Below are 15,753 nucleotides of genomic sequence, written 5' to 3'. Positions count from 1 at the left end.
AAAAAAGTGTGTTTTATTTGATATGAAACCGATCTGGTTCGGTGACAAACCAGATCATAGCATGGTGAGTTACTTATAAAATCCCACGAGCTTTTAGAATTGCGGTTTTAAAATCATCTTCTTGGTCTTTAGCAAGACCTGGGATCATTTCTGTTTTTTCGCTATTTCGCATTTTTAGATGATAGATTAGAACATCATCAGTAAGGTCTTCTAACTTACCTTCATATTTTGTTTCTTCTGCAAGTTTTACAATAAACTGCATAAGATTGAGTTCTGGTTCTTTTTTCCATTCAGGGTGAATTAATTCGATTAATTCATTTACGCGGTGACATTTCATTGAGCATTCTCCTTATAATTATTAGGGTTAGTATATATCAGTTATAAGGGATGTTAATACCAGTTAGAGTAAGTAAATGATCGGATTCTCATGTAGAAAAAAGTGCTTTTTAAAAAAGAAAAAGCGCAACCAATAGGCTACGCTTTTAAATTATGCCGCACATGAAACTTCTTTTTCAGTTTCTGTTTTTTCTGAAACCACTAAAGTCATTTCAGGTACGTTCTTTTTCGCAACAGCTACTTTTACAAAGTGGCTGCGACGACGATCCACGCTATGTGTTGAAGCAGAGCGTGAGAACCTGACAGTCATAGGACGCATTATCTATCTCTATAGTCAGGCACTTCCTTGGCCAAATTAATGACCTAACTATTTATGAGTTACATCAAGGTGAAACTCTTTTTAGCTTTCGCCAATCCAAATAAATAGTCAGGATTATGTGTTTAAAAAACACCCTATAAGGGTAACATAAACTGTCAATTAGTCGAGGTGCATCTCAGCGTAATTATGATAACTGAGCAATAATAAGAGTATAAAACATGGATTGGTTAGGAGATAAAAATGTCTTTTTTTAAAAAAACGTTAGCGTCATTAGGCATTGGTTCTGCAAATGTGGATACGATCATTCACCATGAAGTTTTGATACCAGGGCAAAAAGCTCAAGTAACTATTGAAGTTACTGGCGGTGCAACGGCTCAAGATATTGATAATATTGATTTGAAATTATGTTGTCAGTACAAAAAAGAAGTTCATCGTAAAAGTGAAAATGGCTCACAAACCCAAATTATTAAGCAAACTCATGTGCTGGCGGATTGGAGTTTGCCTTATGCATTTACGATAGAGCCAAAGCAAGAACGTAAATTTGAATTGGAATTGGATCTCCCACTAAATACACCAATTACGATTGGGGATGCCAAAGTGTGGGTTCAAACAGGGTTAGATATTTCTCTTGGTTTAGATCCAACAGATAAAGACCCTATTACTGTTCGTCCTGATGATATCTTTGATGGTGTATTAACCGCTTTAGAAACTGAAGGCTTGCGGATCCGTCAGGTTGAATGTGAGCACGTTAAAGGGTTTGATTTACCTTTTGTGCAAGAGTTTGAGTTTGTGCCTTTTGATGGCCCTTATCATGGTAGTTGGCGAGAACTTGAAATGATTGCTCATAGAACAGCGGATGAGCTGCAATTATGGTTTGAGATAGACAGAAGGCATAAAGGTGGTGCGTTAGGTTTATTATCCTCAATGCTTGGACGTGGTGAGTTAAAAAGAAAATTAAGCCTACCAACCCGCTTAACGCCAGAAGAAGCAGGAAAGCAAGTAATTGATTTCTTAAATCAAACCACTTAATTGATAAATTTGATGAAAAAATGACACATTTAAGCTTACAACTGTACGCTTAAATGTGTCATACTGATCTTATCGAGTAATCACTCTATGAGATAATTATGCCTACCTCCGCTCCATATTCCAAAAAAGAAGAATTAGCGAACAGTTTAAGCCATGCTTTAGGGATGGTTTTTGGTGTTGTTGCTTTAATCTTATTGCTTTTAAAAGCCAATGCAGCTAATGCGGATTGGCTAACCATAACCAGTATGTCTGTTTATGGTGCGAGTATTATTTTACTTTTTTTAGCGTCGACGCTTTACCATTCTATTGCCGCACCTAAAGCGAAAAGATTATTAAAAACCTTGGATCATTGTGCGATTTTTCTTTTGATTGCGGGTAGCTATACGCCCTATTTATTGGTGAGCTTGAGAACACCATTAGCCTACTGGTTGATGGGTGTGATTTGGGCTATTGCGCTTATTGGCATTATTGGAAAAATTGTATTTGTATATCGATTTAAAAAATTGTCGCTAATTACTTATCTCATAATGGGATGGTTATCAGTGATTGCTGTGTATCAATTGGTTATTCATATTGATATTAATGGCGTGATTTTATTGGGACTTGGTGGCGTAATTTATTCTTTAGGGGTTATTTTTTATGTCGCTAAAAAGATCCCATACAACCATGCTATTTGGCACTTATTTGTATTAGGTGGCTGTGTTACTCAATTCTTGTCGATTTATTATTACGTAAAGCCAGTTTAGAAATAAAAATGGCCTAGTAGAAATACTAGGCCATTTTTCATTGTTACTGCGTTAACCCTTCCAAAAGGCTGGGAAGAATAAAACCAATACGGTTAAAATTTCTAATCGCCCCATCAACATTCCAATGCTGAGTATCCATTTTGCTGTATCTGGTAGTGTTGCAAAGTTACCTGTTGGGCCAACAATATGCCCCATACCTGGACCTACGTTAGCAACAGCAGTAACGGCACTGGTGATACTCGTTACGGGATCAAGCCCTAAGCTACCTAATAACGCAGAGATAATGATGATGGTTAATAGGAAGGTAAAGACAAGAGCGACAACCGAACGTGCAATGTCATCGGTTACTGGACGGCCATTATAACGTTGAACAAAGATCCCTGATGGGTGGATCAGTTTCATCATCTGTTTATTCAACATGGTTGATGCAATCTGGAATCGGAAGATTTTTATACCACCTGCAGTGGAACCTGAACATGCACCTGTTAACATAACAAAAGCAAAGATGATGGCAGGGAATGCCCCCCACGATGTAAAGTCATCCAAACCAAAACCCGTTGTAGTCACAACAGAAACAATATTAAACACAGAGACACGTAACGCATCCATAATGGCATAGTCATTATGAATCACTAACCAAATCGCAACTAATAAGCTGGTGATTAATACTAATTTTAGAAAACCAACGACCTGAGCATCTTTAAAGAGAACTTTGGGATCGCGCTTTTTAAGTACTTGAATGAAGAGTAAGAAAGGCAAACCACCTGCAAACATAAAGAATGATGCTACCCAGTGAGTGCTATTTGAAAAACGATTCATTGAACTATCTGAGGTGGAATATCCTCCTGTGGATAGCGTGGTAAATGCGTGGTTTATGGCTTCAAACGGCGTCATTCCTGTCACTAAATAGCTTAAGAAACACAGCAACGTTAAGCTTAAATATACATTCACTATGTATTTGGCGACATATTTGGTTCTTGGGGCGCTTTTATCTGACCAATCAGAAGATTCCGTTTGGAACAGTCGCATACCACCGACATTGAGCATAGGTAAGATGGCTACTGCCATTACAATAAAGCCTACACCACCTAGCCACTGTAGCGTTGAACGCCATAATAAAATGCTTGGTGCCATATCATCTAACCCACTGAGCACCGTTGAACCTGTCGTTGTGATGCCTGACATGGTTTCAAAGTAAGCGTCGGTAAAGCTGATGTGGTTAATAAACACAAAAGGGAGTGCGGCAAAAGCGCTTGCAATGGTCCACACAAGTGTTGTTATTAAAAACATATCCCGCACGTTCATTTTAAACTGTTTGCTGCGGCCCAAAGTTAAACAAGCAAATGCCACTATGTGAGTAATGGCAACCGCTTGTCCAAATTCGATAAAACCACCAGTACCTGTAAACAGTGCTACGAGTGTCGGGATATACATAAATAGGGCGAGTTTTGATAAAACAAGCCCTATTACAAATAGGATCGGTTTGTAGTTAACCATAATTATAAGAAGAACGGACTCGGTTGGAATAAGCGTTCTACATCCTGAACGTATTTCTTATCCACTAGGAACATAACAACGTGATCATCCTGCTCTATCACGGTCTTATCGTGGGCGATTAATACTTCTTCACCTCGAACAATTGCACCAATGGTTGTGCCCGGTGGTAGTTTTATGTTTTGAACTTCTCTACCAACGACTTTTGATGTGGTTTCATCACCATGTGCAATGGCTTCAATCGCTTCGGCTGCACCACGACGAAGAGATGATACGTTAACGATATCAGCACGACGAACATGCGTTAATAGCGCTGAAATTGTCGCTTGTTGTGGTGAGATAGCCACATCAATAACGCCACCCTGTACTAAATCCACATAAGCGCCACGTTGAATCAATACCATGACTTTTTTAGCACCCATGCGTTTTGCTAGCATGGCTGACATGATATTGGCTTCATCTTCATTAGTGACAGCGATGAACACATCAACTTGATCTATGTGTTCTTCACTGAGTAGCTCTTGGTCTGCAGCATCACCACAAAATACAATGCTTTCTTCAAGCAGTTCAGATAACTCTTCTGCTCGTTTCATATTACGTTCAATCAGTTTAACGCTGTAGTTTTGTTCTAAGCGTCTCGCAAGACCTGCGCCGATATTACCGCCACCAACAATCATAATTCGTTTGTATGGGCGCTCTAAACGTTGTAACTCACTCATTACTGCACGGATATGGTTACTTGCTGCAACGAAGAATACTTCATCGTCAGCTTCGATAACGGTCGTTCCCTGAGGACGAATTGGTCGGCCTTGACGGAAAATAGCCGCAACACGAGTATCAATATGAGGCATGTGATCACGAAGTGCGGATAATGCATTACCAACTAGAGGGCCACCATAATAGGCTTTAACAGCAACAAGACTTACTTTCTTCTCAGCAAAGCTGGCTACCTGAAGCGCGCCTGGGTATTCGATTAAGCGTTCGATGTATCCTGTTACTAGTTCTTCTGGTGCGATCAAATGATCAACAGGAATCGCATCAGATTGGAAAAGGCGCTCTTTTTCTCTTAAATATTCAGGAGAACGAATACGAGCAATACGGTTTGGTGTATTAAATACAGTAAATGCAATTTGACAGGCGATCATGTTCGTTTCGTCGGAATTAGTGACGGCAACTAACATATCGGCATCTTGTGCACCGGCTTCTCTTAATGTATCTGGGTGACTAGCAAACCCTTGAACTACACGTAAATCGTATTTATCTTGCAACTCACGCAGTCGTTCAGAACTCTTATCTACAACCGTAATATCGTTGTTTTCGCCCACCAAGTTCTCAGCTAATGTGCCGCCTACTTGACCTGCACCTAAGATGATGATTTTCATACCGTTTGCTCGCTCGTATTCCGATTAGGCTTTTTGTAGAACAGCGTAATAGAAGCCGTCCATATTCTCTTCACCTGGAAGAATTTGACGTCCTGGTTTTTCAGGATCTGTATTATCAATTAATGTTGCATCACTTGTACGTGCTAAAAACGTTTTTACTTGATCGCAGTTTTCTAAAGGCGTAATTGAACAAGTCGCATAAACCATGGTGCCGCCAGATTTTAACTGTAACCACATGGCATCAAAGATTTCACTTTGCAGTTCAGCCAATGCTTTAATGTCTTCAGAGCGACGTAACCACTTGATGTCTGGGTGACGACGAATAACCCCTGTTGCAGAACAAGGTGCGTCCAATAAAATGCGGTCAAACTGTTCGCCTTTCCACCATTCTTCTGGGTGGCGTGCATCACCACAAATAACTTGTGCTTTAAGGTTTAAACGCTCTAAGTTTTCATAAACTCGTTTTAAACGTGTTTCATCACAATCAATAGCAACCACATTTGTATCTTGTGTGCGTTCTAAAATGTGCGCTGTTTTACCACCAGGAGCCGCACAGCAATCAAGAATTAATTCGCCATTTTGAGGTTGTAGGTACTCTGCTGATAATTGAGCTGCTGCATCTTGTACCGATACCCAACCTTGTTCAAAGCCAGGAAGAGTATATACATCACGCGCTTTATCTAATAACAGAGCATCTGTTGCTTGGCTGTGTGGCGTAACGCTGATTTCTTCTTTTTCAAGTAGAGCTATATATTCATCACGAGTGTGGTGTTGGCTATTAACACGTAGCCACATTGGTGCTTTACTATTATTGGCTTCAACAATAGTTTCCCATTGTTCTGGGTAGGCTTGTTGTAGCATTTTCAATAACCAGCCCGGATGACCATATTTACCTGAGTCATGGCTTACTGATTTTGCATCCAATTCTTCTTGGCTACGTTGATAATTACGTAATACCGCGTTGATCAGTCCACGTAGTTTTGGACCTTTTAAATTCTTTGTACCTTCAACAGTTTCCGCTACTGCTGCGTGTGCAGGAATACGCATGAAACTCAGTTGGTAAATACCCACAAGAATTAGATGATGGAATACTCGTTGTTTTCCCTTTAATGGCTTATCCATTAATGATTGAGCAACAGACTCTAAACGAGGAAGAAAGCGCAGTACGCCATAGCAGATCTCTTGCAGTAAAGCTTGGTCACGAGGTTTGATCTCAGATTGAGCTTTTGGAAGCGCTGAAGAGAGAGAATGACCCTGATCGACAACTTGATAAATAACTTTGGCTGCCGCAGCACGAACGTTCATGTCATCACCTAAAATATGGTTGGCAAAAATAAAAAGGCAAATACGATATTTGCCATTTAAAAACGAAGGTGGCAATTATGCCACCTTTTTATATTTTTGAAGAATTAGTTAAGGGTATTACCCACTTCAAACCATTCTTTGCGAGAATTCAAAATATCTTGAACGCCCATTGCTTTTTTTCCAGGTACTTGCAATTGTTCGAAGACAATTGCATCTGAACCTGTCGCAACATAAATGCCCGTTTTATCCGCTTGGATAATGGTGCCTGGTGTTGCATCTCCGGTATAGCTTTCAACACGAGATTGCCATACTTTAATGGCTTTATCTTCAACAGAGAAGTGACTCATTGGCCATGGGTTAAAAGCACGAACACAGCGTTCAATAGCAATTGCATCCATTGTCCAATCAATCTTTGCTTCTTCTTTGCTTAGTTTTTTCGCGTAATTAGCCAGTTCATCATCTTGTTTTTGTGCAATAGCAGAGCCATCAGCAATATCAGATAAACAATCAACTAAAGCGATTGGACCTAGTTCAGCTAATTTGTCGTACATTGAGGCGCTTGTATCGGTTGCTTCGATAGGCAAAGTTGCAATCTTCAGCATATCGCCAGTATCTAAACCAATATCCATTTGCATGATGGTTACGCCAGTCTCGGCGTCACCTGCCCAAATAGAGCGTTGAATAGGTGCAGCACCACGCCAGCGAGGAAGAATAGAACCATGAACGTTAATGCAACCCAGCCTTGGTGTATCTAACACCGCTTGTGGTAGCAATAAGCCATAAGCAACCACAACCATTAAATCTGCATTTTGGTCAGCCAGTTCTTGTTTTGCTTCGTCACTCTTAAAGTTTTCAGGCTGGAACACTGGGATATTGTGCTCAAGCGCCAGTTCTTTTACTGGGCTTGCCGTTAGCTTTTTACCACGACCCGCAGGGCGATCTGGTTGAGTATATACGCCAATCACTTCATGGTGAGAGTCGATAAGTGCTGACAAATGGCGAGCCGCGAAATCGGGCGTGCCCGCAAAAATAATGCGTAATGGTTTATTCAAGTTGACCTCGGAGTCTCTAATATCAACCCAAATAAGGCAGTTACTTACTGCTTATTTGGGCTTACGATGGTTAGTTTTTAGCGTTGAATTTTTTAATCTTCTCTAGTTTTTCTTTAATACGCTTACGCTTTAGAGGCGATAAGTAATCAACGAATAACTTGCCATCAAGGTGATCCAGTTCGTGCTGAACACAGATAGCTAATAAATCATCAGCATCAAAGCTAAATTCTTTACCATCGCGATCAAGAGCTGTTACTGATACTTCAGCAGAACGAGGAACCATTCCTTTTGCGCCAGGAACAGATAAGCAACCTTCTTCTATGCCATCATCGCCACTTTTTTGTGTGATAACAGGGTTGATTAATACCATTGGTTCGTCACGAGTGTCAGATACATCGATCACAACAATACGTTGGTGGAAATCAACTTGCGTAGCAGCAAGGCCAATACCTTCTTCGTCGTACATGGTTTCAATCATGTCATCGACAAACTTTTGGATTTCAGGTGTTACTGCTTCTACCGGTTTTGCTACGGTGCGTAGACGATCGTCCGGAAACGTTAAAACTTCTAATAAAGCCATAATTACTCTAAATGTTGAACTGCGCCGAAAACGGCATAAACCTAATAGCTCCAATTCTAGACATTTTATTGAGCAAATGACAGCATCGGTTGGTATGTCTGACAAGGAAAGCGGACCATGTTAAAAAAAACACTCATTTTTTCATCATTAATTAGCGCTATTTTATTTTCATCACCATCAATATCAAGTGACGATAAACTGGTTTTAAAACAAGATTACCCGGAACAATACACCGTTAAGAAAGGGGATACTCTCTGGGATATTTCGGCGTTATTCTTAGATAGTCCTTGGTTTTGGCCAAAACTATGGAAAATTAACCCTGGTATAAATAATCCTCACTTAATTTACCCAGGGGATGAATTAACGTTAACTTGGCATAATGGAAGCCCAGTATTAAGTATTAAGCCGCTTAAGAAATTGTCGCCTAAAGTGCGTAAGGTAGTGAAAGAGCCTGTCCCTACATTACCGACGAGTTTAGTTGTGCCTTATTTACAGTCCGATCGTTTAATCGACGACATAAATTATGAAACGTCATACAGAGTGCTAGGAACCAGTGACGGTCGTAAATTTTTAAGTGCGAGTGAAAGAGTGTATGTGGATGCCGAGTTATCACATAAAGAATGGGGCATATACCGAGTCGTTAATGAGTTTTCTCGTCAGGATGACAAAGCTTCATCTTACGCTCTTCGTCTTGTAGGTGTTGCAGAGTTAGCTGAAAGAAATGAAGGAATGAGCGGGTTAAAAATCATTAAACAGCAGCAAGAAATTGCAATTAACGATGTGGTTTTACCTATTTCTTCTGATGAAATAAAAACAGAATTAACAACAACTTTTTATCCCCAGCCTGCACCAATAGATATTGATGTATCCATATTAGGTTCAATTGATGGTGGAGAATACTTAGCGGTTAATCAAGTCGCGGTGATCGATAAAGGAAGTAATGACGGCTTATTACAAGGAAGTATGTTTTCTTTGAGAGAGGAAGGAAATATTGTTAATGGTAATAAAGGCGAGTATTACTATGAGACGGATAAAGACACCAAGAAAAAAGGTATTCAATTGCCCCAGACTGAAATTGGTGAGTTAATCGTTATTAGACCTTATGAAAAATTTAGCTTAGCACTCATCACAAAAAGTGAAATGCCAATACACAAAGGCGTTATAGCGGTGTCTCCTAATGAGGAATAAATAAAGTTATGCCCATTTCTGAAGATCATCTATCGGCTTGGTTAACTTTATGCTTTTGTCCTAGAGTAGGTGGGAAGGTAATGTCTCGTTTACTCAGTGTCGATTCAGTTGAAAATATTCTGCAATACAATAATGAGCAGTTACAAGCTTTAGGCTTATCTTCATCTCAAATTACTTATTTAAAACAGATGGGGAATAAGCAAGTTGAGGCCTGCTTGACTTGGCAAGCAAAGAGTTCTGATCATACTATCTTGCCATTAACCGACCCTAGATACCCTAAGTTGTTGTCTGAGATTAGTGCTCCACCTCCTGTACTTTTTGTTAAGGGCGATGCGTTGTGTTTGTCTGAACCACAAGTTGCGATAGTTGGGAGTAGAAATGCCAGTCTTGAAGGATTAGATTGCTCTAAAGAATTTGCTCGCTCAATTGTTCAACATAATTATGTTGTAACCAGTGGTCTTGCGTTAGGTGTGGATGGGTATGCACATCATGGTGCAATAGAAGCAAAAGGAAAAACCATTGCAGTTCTTGGTTCTGGACTAGAAAAGATATACCCAGCTAAGCATCGAGCCTTGGCTCAGCGAGTGAGTGAAAATGGCGCCTTGGTTTCTGAGTTTAGACCTGACACACCACCAAGAGCTGATAATTTCCCCAGGCGAAATAGGATCATTAGTGGACTCTCGACGGGGGTATTGGTTGTTGAAGCTGCTGAGCGTTCAGGATCGCTGATTACAGCAAGGTATGCTAATGAACAAGGTCGAGAAGTCTTTGCGCTTCCAGGGTCGATTCAAAACCCTACAGCTCAAGGATCAAATAGCTTAATTAAAGCAGGAGCAAAACTGGTTTCATCACCAGAAGATATTTTTGATGAAATTGGGGCTTTAACTGAATGTGCAATATCTCACCAACCGTCCTTATTCGATCAAGAAGTTATCACAGAACAATTGCCATTTCCTGAAGTGTTCGCTACCGTAGGCAGTGAGGCGACGCCTGTTGATATAATCGCAGAGCGGTGTCAGATGCCTGTACATGAAATCATGATGCAATTACTTGAATTAGAGTTGCAAGGTTTCATCGCTGCAGTCCCAGGGGGTTACATTAAAAAGCGGAGGGGCTAGCCATGATGGATGTTCTTATGTATCTATTTGAAACATATATCCATAGTGATGTTGAACTAAACGTAGAACAAGAAAAACTTGAAGAAGAATTATTAAAAGCAGGCTTTCACCAAGAAGCAGTATATAAAGCGTTAGATTGGTTAGAAGATCTGGCTCGTTTACAAGATACGGACGAGCACGCTCGTGTTGCAACAGGAACGTCAACGTCAATGCGAATTTATACTCAACAAGAAATTGATGGGATAAATACGGCATGTCGTGGTTTTTTACTTTTCTTAGAACAAATTAAAGTACTTACTAGCGAAACTCGTGAAATGGTGATTGAGCAAGTAATGGCTTTAGAAACGGATGAACTGTCATTAGATGATCTAAAGTGGGTTGTTCTAATGGTATTGTTTAATGTTCCAGGACAGGAAAGCGCTTATACACAGATGGAAGAGTTATTGTATACCTCTGATGTAGGCTTGACTCACTAAGGCTGAGAGAATGTCTGGAAAGATTGATAAAGAATTATTTCAAGCGCATGAGCATGCGTTAGAGCATGAAATATGCCCTCAATGTAGCGGTGAACTAAGTATCCGTTATGGAAAAAGAGGTCCATTTTTAGGCTGTCAAAATTACCCTGAATGTGACTATATTCGTCCATTAAAAAGTAATGATGGTCATGTAGTGAAAGAGTTAGGGATCCCATGCCCTCAATGTGAAAGTGAATTGGTGTTGAGACAAGGTCGATATGGAATGTTTATCGGTTGTTCTGCATATCCATCATGTACTCATATTGAATCTTTAGAACAAAAGAAAGAGTCGTCGCAGACAGAAACGGTTTGCCCTAGTTGTCATAAAGGACATCTACAAGAGAAACAATCTCGTTTTGGTAAATCATTTTACGCATGTGATGCTTACCCTGCTTGTCGTTTTGCGGTTAATTTAGAGCCACAGCAAGGGTGTTGTCAAAAATGTGGTTTTGAGTTGCTTTTAAAAAAAGAAACAGCGGCAGGAACTCGTTTAATCTGTGCAGATAAAAAATGTGCAGAAGTTCAGAGCCAATCAGAGTAACTTAATCACAAGTATTAAGTTACTCATACCTTGAGATTTAAGAAAGAGCTTTAAAGGCTTGTTTATCTAAAATATTTGCAAGTTTAGAAAGCTCTTTTTGTAGCATTTCAGGGGAGTCGGCACACACGTTAATATGTCCCATTTTTCTACCCGCTCGCTTCTCTTTTCCATACCAATGAATATGGCAATTCGGCATTGTTAATATTTCATCTGGTAATCTATCTTCACCTAAAATATTAATCATCGCAGTTGAGCGAAGTAATTGATTACCCGTTAATGGTAAGTTACATACCGCTCGAATGTGCATTTCAAATTGGCAAATATCGGTCCCTTGTTGAGTCCAGTGCCCTGAATTATGTACACGAGGAGCAATTTCATTTACAAGTAATTTTCCGTCTACATCGAAAAACTCAATAGCAAGCACTCCGATATAATTCAGTTCATCAGCGATAGCGGTAAACATTTCATCGGCTTGTTGTTGTAAATTACTTGTCCCTTCTAAAGCGGTTGATAAAGCAAGAACACCATCGACATGAACATTTTCAGTCAGTGGGTAAGTCACCATTTGACCGTTTTTATTACGAGCTCCAATGAGTGAAACTTCACGGTTAAATGGAATAAATTGTTCTGCAACTATTGCTTGATTTGGAGAGCTTTTAATTAACTCATCCATTTCTTCCCAAATAGAATCAACTTGTGATACGTCTTTTAAGCGCCATTGACCTTTTCCATCATAACCGCCTAACGCACTCTTCAATACCATAGGGATCCCAACGGTATCGATGGCATTCAAAAAGTCCTGTTTAGTATTGATATTATGGTATTTGGCATTTGCAACATGCGCGTTATCTAATAACTTTTTTCAAGGCGGCGATCACCGCCTGCTTTTATTGCATCAGGTGTTGGTTGAAATTTTCCACTTACACTACAAATATCTAGAATATGATGAGGAATATGTTCAAACTCAGCCGTAATAACATCGACTTGTTTAATGGCTTGTTCTAATGATAAATCAATCGGCTGTTGAGTTAATGGATGTACAATTTGTTGGCTATTAACATCATAAGCGATCACATCAATATTTAATGGAGCACTAGCTAAAGACATCATTCGTGCTAATTGACCTGAACCTAAAATAAGAACATTCATGATTAATCCTCTGATGGATCTGGGTTCTCTAACACCATTTCAGTTTGTTCTTTACGGAAAGCTTCAACCGCAGCCATTACTTCTTCGTTTGATGTTCCAATGATTTGAGCTGCAAGGATACCCGCATTAGCCGCTCCCGCTTCACCTATCGCAAGAGTACCAACAGCAATACCTTTTGGCATCTGTACAATTGAAAGTAATGAATCCATACCTTTAAGTGCTCGAGATTGTACTGGAACACCTAAAACAGGAACACTTGTGAATGCTGCTGCCATTCCAGGAAGGTGTGCTGCACCACCCGCACCTGCGATAATTACTTTGATGCCACGATCTTTTGCTTGAGTTGCATAATCGGCAAGTAACTGAGGTGTTCTATGAGCAGAAACCACTTTTGTCTCATAAGGCACATTAAAGCGGTCAAGCATCTCAGCGGCTAGTTTCATTGTTGGCCAGTCTGATTTTGAACCCATGATAATACCGACTTTCATTGTGAACTCCTTAAATAAAGATATTGGCAATATAGAAAAGTTATCCGCATTATACGGTTATTTTTTATTAAGGAAAACGTTTGCGTAAGGAAAAGCTAAACTTATTAATGAATGATGACAATTCAAAAAAGGAAAGCGGTTGTGTGATTTGAGTAGATCAATAGAATAGATACTATATATAGAAGAGAGTGGTATTAATGTGAAGAATCTAAATCAAGTCGTAGATGCCTTGAAGCAAGGGAATGTTATCGCTTATCCAACAGAAGGCGTTTTTGGTGTTGGTTGTGATCCTGATAACGAACAAGCGTTACTGAATTTATTGGATGTAAAAAAGAGACCAAAAGAAAAAGGATTAATTTTGATTGCTGCATCTATAGAGCAATTATTACCTTATATCGATTTAGAACAATTAACAGAAGAGCAAGTAAATACCATTAAAGCATCATGGCCTGGCCCTGTGACTTGGATTGTTCCAGTGAAAACAAGCACATTACCTTTAGTTACTGGGCAATTTGATAGTATTGCTGTCAGAGTAACAGCTCATCCTCAAGTAAAAGCTATTTGTAACGCATTCGGTAAACCTATTACTTCAACGAGTGCTAACCTTTCAGGATTGGAACCTTGTCGAAGTGTTGCTGAAGTTGAAGCTCAACTAGGGGATACGGGGGTAGTCATTTTTCAAGGTGAAGTAGGTAATCGGACTCAACCTACTGAAATTCGTGATGCGAAAACAGGTAATACGCTGCGTCAGGGGTAATGCATCAATGATTGGTTTAAGGTAAGGTTACTCACATCATTTTAGTTCTTTCATTGCAGGAAATATTTTTACATGGACAAGTATGCCGTTTTTGGTAATCCGATTAAACACAGCAAATCACCTTTTATTCATACCCTATTTGCTCGTCAAACAATGCAGGATTTAGAATATTCAGCAATTGAAGCACCAATAAACGGTTTTGTTGAGTCAGTAACAGCGTTTTTTTCTCAACAAGGAAAAGGCTGCAATGTAACAGTCCCTTTTAAAGAGGAAGCGTTTCAGTTTGCTGATCAATTAACAGAAAGAGCAAAACTCGCAGGAGCGGTAAACACACTTAAAAAATTGGATGATGGCATTATTTTAGGTGATAACACCGATGGCGAAGGATTAGTTCAAGACTTATTGCAGTACCAAGTACCTTTAGAAGATAAACACATTTTATTAATTGGTGCTGGTGGCGCAGCTCGTGGTGTCATTCTTCCTTTATTAAAGCAAAACCCAGCTTCCATTACGCTTGTTAATCGAACTTATGAAAAAGCAAAACAACTTGCAGGGTTGTTTTCTTCTTATGGAAGGATAGAAGCAAAAGAGATGAGTGACATTAATAAAGGGTTTGATGTCATTATCAATTCAACATCAGCAAGCTTATCTGGGGAGCTTCCTCAGATTGATCCTGTCATATTCTCAGGTGGTGCGATTAGCTATGACATGATGTATGGCTCTGGTAAAACCATCTTTAATCAATGGGCATTAGAAAATGATGCTTACCAAGCTTATGATGGATTAGGAATGCTAGTTGGTCAGGCTGCAGAAAGCTTTACTGTATGGAGAGGGCTACGCCCAGGTAGTAAACAAATTTTGCGTGAATTACGAAAGAACTTAGAAGGTATGTAATGAATCAGTCGATTCTCTTTTCAGACGATTTAACCGTAGAACTAGAAAAGCAGCGTGTGCGTTTTTCAGCACAACAAATGGGAAGCTTAATTAACTGTTCAGTTTCATTCTCATGGCTTGAAGAAGAAAGTGGTGAATCTATTTGCCATCATGATAAAGCGAATGAGGTTTTTAACCAGTTACGCTTTGATATAGAAGAGAAAGCTGAAGCATTGATTGAAGATGAAGAATTCAATGCTTCAGGAGAGATTGAAATTAATTAATTTCTTCTTCTATATAGTCATTCTTAAAATTAACGTAATTTAATGCAGATTTTTTAAGTGATGCAATTTCCTCTATAGATAGAGGGCGAACTTGTTTTACTGGGCTACCTATATAAAGGTAGCCACTTTCAAGACGCTTGTTTGGTGGAACAAGAGAGCCTGCACCAATCATTACATCAGCCTCAATATAAGCGTTGTCTAGAATAATGCTTCCCATTCCAACAAGAACTCGGTCTTCAATTACGCAACCATGCAACATAACTTTGTGACCAATAGTGACATCATTGCCAATAACTAAAGGTGCACCTTTTGGGTTCTCAGGGTTTTTATGGGTAACATGCAAAACTGAACCATCTTGAATATTTGTTCTATCGCCAATAGAAATACTATTTACATCACCTCTAGCAACAACCAAAGGCCAAACACTAGAGTCTTGACCAATAGTAATTTCTCCAATTAATACAGAAGAGGCATCTATATAAGTATTAGAGCTGATTGAAGGAAAGTTTGATTTATAGCGTCGTAATGAAGAAATCATAGAATAAACCTCAAAAATGATAATTTAGTGTTAATAATATGCGTTATAAAAGATAATTT

18 protein-coding genes and 1 pseudogene are annotated in these 15,753 nt (G+C 39.4%); 9 read left to right on the top strand and 10 right to left on the bottom strand.

The features are described 5' to 3' along the window. Positions 1-73: 73 nt before the first annotated feature. Together AVFI_RS13520 and AVFI_RS13515 are read right to left on the bottom strand one after the other, a co-directional pair. Positions 74-337 carry a YihD family protein gene (locus AVFI_RS13520; RefSeq protein ID WP_005421548.1) on the bottom strand — a complete coding sequence of 88 codons (264 nt, stop codon included), beginning with the start codon at positions 335-337 and terminating at the stop codon, positions 74-76. 150 nt (positions 338-487) lie between these two features. Continuing rightward, positions 488-655, bottom strand: a complete 168-nt coding sequence (locus AVFI_RS13515; RefSeq protein WP_005421537.1) for a hypothetical protein — start codon at positions 653-655, stop codon at positions 488-490. Between the two features lie 240 nt (positions 656-895). Here AVFI_RS13515 and AVFI_RS13510 point away from each other — a divergent pair, with 240 nt between their 5' ends. Both AVFI_RS13510 and trhA read left to right on the top strand, forming a co-directional pair. Beyond that, entirely contained in the window at positions 896-1,684 is a 789-nt protein-coding gene (locus tag AVFI_RS13510; RefSeq protein WP_012532874.1) for a sporulation protein, read from the top strand. 98 nt (positions 1,685-1,782) lie between these two features. Further along, positions 1,783-2,430, top strand: a complete 648-nt coding sequence (trhA, locus tag AVFI_RS13505; protein WP_005421533.1) for a PAQR family membrane homeostasis protein TrhA — start codon at positions 1,783-1,785, stop codon at positions 2,428-2,430. A gap of 51 nt (positions 2,431-2,481) precedes the next feature. Here trhA and AVFI_RS13500 read toward each other — a convergent pair whose 3' ends face one another. From AVFI_RS13500 to def, 5 genes are all read right to left on the bottom strand, one after another. Then, the gene (locus tag AVFI_RS13500; RefSeq protein ID WP_005421530.1) at positions 2,482-3,927 is read right to left on the bottom strand and encodes a TrkH family potassium uptake protein; all 1,446 of its coding nucleotides are present in this window, start codon (positions 3,925-3,927) and stop codon (positions 2,482-2,484) included. Positions 3,928-3,929: 2 nt separating this feature from the next. Further along, entirely contained in the window at positions 3,930-5,306 is a 1,377-nt protein-coding gene (gene trkA / locus AVFI_RS13495; protein ID WP_005421528.1) for a Trk system potassium transporter TrkA, read from the bottom strand. 24 nt (positions 5,307-5,330) lie between these two features. Beyond that, the gene (gene rsmB, locus AVFI_RS13490; RefSeq protein ID WP_054775570.1) at positions 5,331-6,611 is read right to left on the bottom strand and encodes a 16S rRNA (cytosine(967)-C(5))-methyltransferase RsmB; all 1,281 of its coding nucleotides are present in this window, start codon (positions 6,609-6,611) and stop codon (positions 5,331-5,333) included. Positions 6,612-6,715: 104 nt separating this feature from the next. After that, positions 6,716-7,663 carry a methionyl-tRNA formyltransferase gene (gene fmt, locus AVFI_RS13485; RefSeq protein WP_188863542.1) on the bottom strand — a complete coding sequence of 316 codons (948 nt, stop codon included), beginning with the start codon at positions 7,661-7,663 and terminating at the stop codon, positions 6,716-6,718. Between the two features lie 70 nt (positions 7,664-7,733). Beyond that, the gene (def, locus tag AVFI_RS13480) at positions 7,734-8,243 is read right to left on the bottom strand and encodes a peptide deformylase (RefSeq protein ID WP_130049249.1); all 510 of its coding nucleotides are present in this window, start codon (positions 8,241-8,243) and stop codon (positions 7,734-7,736) included. 117 nt (positions 8,244-8,360) lie between these two features. Here def and AVFI_RS13475 point away from each other — a divergent pair, with 117 nt between their 5' ends. Genes AVFI_RS13475 through AVFI_RS13460 form a run of 4 tightly spaced genes read left to right on the top strand, consistent with a single transcriptional unit; the run spans position 8,361 to position 11,605 of the window. Then, positions 8,361-9,431, top strand: coding sequence for a LysM peptidoglycan-binding domain-containing protein (locus tag AVFI_RS13475; protein ID WP_188863543.1), 1,071 nt, complete (start codon positions 8,361-8,363; stop codon positions 9,429-9,431). Positions 9,432-9,445: 14 nt separating this feature from the next. Then, the gene (gene dprA / locus AVFI_RS13470; RefSeq protein WP_188863545.1) at positions 9,446-10,549 is read left to right on the top strand and encodes a DNA-processing protein DprA; all 1,104 of its coding nucleotides are present in this window, start codon (positions 9,446-9,448) and stop codon (positions 10,547-10,549) included. Between the two features lie 2 nt (positions 10,550-10,551). Beyond that, positions 10,552-11,025: a DUF494 family protein gene (locus tag AVFI_RS13465; protein ID WP_188863544.1), complete on the top strand. Its 474-nt coding sequence runs from the start codon at positions 10,552-10,554 to the stop codon at positions 11,023-11,025. 10 nt (positions 11,026-11,035) lie between these two features. Next, a complete protein-coding gene (locus AVFI_RS13460; protein ID WP_005421518.1) occupies positions 11,036-11,605 on the top strand; it encodes a DNA topoisomerase family protein in 570 nt (189 codons plus the stop codon). A gap of 37 nt (positions 11,606-11,642) precedes the next feature. Here AVFI_RS13460 and AVFI_RS13455 read toward each other — a convergent pair. Then, positions 11,643-12,754, bottom strand: a pseudogene (locus AVFI_RS13455) (5-(carboxyamino)imidazole ribonucleotide synthase). 2 nt (positions 12,755-12,756) lie between these two features. Next, positions 12,757-13,242, bottom strand: coding sequence for a 5-(carboxyamino)imidazole ribonucleotide mutase (gene purE, locus AVFI_RS13450; RefSeq protein WP_005421516.1), 486 nt, complete (start codon positions 13,240-13,242; stop codon positions 12,757-12,759). Between the two features lie 199 nt (positions 13,243-13,441). Between purE and AVFI_RS13445 the strand changes: the two genes are divergently transcribed. From AVFI_RS13445 to AVFI_RS13435, 3 genes are all read left to right on the top strand, one after another. After that, a complete protein-coding gene (locus AVFI_RS13445; protein ID WP_012532755.1) occupies positions 13,442-13,999 on the top strand; it encodes a Sua5/YciO/YrdC/YwlC family protein in 558 nt (185 codons plus the stop codon). A gap of 72 nt (positions 14,000-14,071) precedes the next feature. Next, complete coding sequence (aroE, locus tag AVFI_RS13440; protein WP_065622375.1) at positions 14,072-14,893, top strand: shikimate dehydrogenase; 822 nt, start codon at positions 14,072-14,074, stop codon at positions 14,891-14,893. Beyond that, entirely contained in the window at positions 14,893-15,156 is a 264-nt protein-coding gene (locus tag AVFI_RS13435) for a DUF1488 family protein (RefSeq protein WP_017018070.1), read from the top strand. The genes aroE and AVFI_RS13435 overlap by 1 nt, the downstream gene beginning before the upstream one ends. Here the strand turns inward: AVFI_RS13435 and AVFI_RS13430 are convergent. After that, positions 15,149-15,691, bottom strand: coding sequence for a gamma carbonic anhydrase family protein (locus tag AVFI_RS13430; RefSeq protein WP_026029196.1), 543 nt, complete (start codon positions 15,689-15,691; stop codon positions 15,149-15,151). The genes AVFI_RS13435 and AVFI_RS13430 overlap by 8 nt on opposite strands. Between the last annotated feature and the right edge of the window lie 62 nt (positions 15,692-15,753).

The sequence above is a fragment of the Aliivibrio fischeri ATCC 7744 = JCM 18803 = DSM 507 genome (assembly GCF_023983475.1).
In the GTDB taxonomy this organism is placed as follows: domain Bacteria; phylum Pseudomonadota; class Gammaproteobacteria; order Enterobacterales; family Vibrionaceae; genus Aliivibrio; species Aliivibrio fischeri.
The sequence above is the reverse complement of the archived record's forward strand: the minus strand, read 5'-3'. Positions and strand labels throughout refer to the sequence as shown.

Excerpts from the sequence above, each read along its gene's own strand:
- AVFI_RS13520 (WP_005421548.1), bottom strand. The coding sequence starts at position 337 with ATGAAATGTCACCGCGTAAATGAATTAATCGAATTAATTCACCCTGAA.
- AVFI_RS13515 (WP_005421537.1), bottom strand. The coding sequence starts at position 655 with ATGCGTCCTATGACTGTCAGGTTCTCACGCTCTGCTTCAACACATAGC.
- AVFI_RS13510 (WP_012532874.1), top strand. The coding sequence starts at position 896 with ATGTCTTTTTTTAAAAAAACGTTAGCGTCATTAGGCATTGGTTCTGCA.
- trhA (WP_005421533.1), top strand. The coding sequence starts at position 1,783 with ATGCCTACCTCCGCTCCATATTCCAAAAAAGAAGAATTAGCGAACAGT.
- AVFI_RS13500 (WP_005421530.1), bottom strand. The coding sequence starts at position 3,927 with ATGGTTAACTACAAACCGATCCTATTTGTAATAGGGCTTGTTTTATCA.
- trkA (WP_005421528.1), bottom strand. The coding sequence starts at position 5,306 with ATGAAAATCATCATCTTAGGTGCAGGTCAAGTAGGCGGCACATTAGCT.
- rsmB (WP_054775570.1), bottom strand. The coding sequence starts at position 6,611 with ATGAACGTTCGTGCTGCGGCAGCCAAAGTTATTTATCAAGTTGTCGAT.
- def (WP_130049249.1), bottom strand. The coding sequence starts at position 8,243 with ATGGCTTTATTAGAAGTTTTAACGTTTCCGGACGATCGTCTACGCACC.
- AVFI_RS13475 (WP_188863543.1), top strand. The coding sequence starts at position 8,361 with ATGTTAAAAAAAACACTCATTTTTTCATCATTAATTAGCGCTATTTTA.
- AVFI_RS13465 (WP_188863544.1), top strand. The coding sequence starts at position 10,552 with ATGATGGATGTTCTTATGTATCTATTTGAAACATATATCCATAGTGAT.
- AVFI_RS13460 (WP_005421518.1), top strand. The coding sequence starts at position 11,036 with ATGTCTGGAAAGATTGATAAAGAATTATTTCAAGCGCATGAGCATGCG.
- purE (WP_005421516.1), bottom strand. The coding sequence starts at position 13,242 with ATGAAAGTCGGTATTATCATGGGTTCAAAATCAGACTGGCCAACAATG.
- aroE (WP_065622375.1), top strand. The coding sequence starts at position 14,072 with ATGGACAAGTATGCCGTTTTTGGTAATCCGATTAAACACAGCAAATCA.
- AVFI_RS13435 (WP_017018070.1), top strand. The coding sequence starts at position 14,893 with ATGAATCAGTCGATTCTCTTTTCAGACGATTTAACCGTAGAACTAGAA.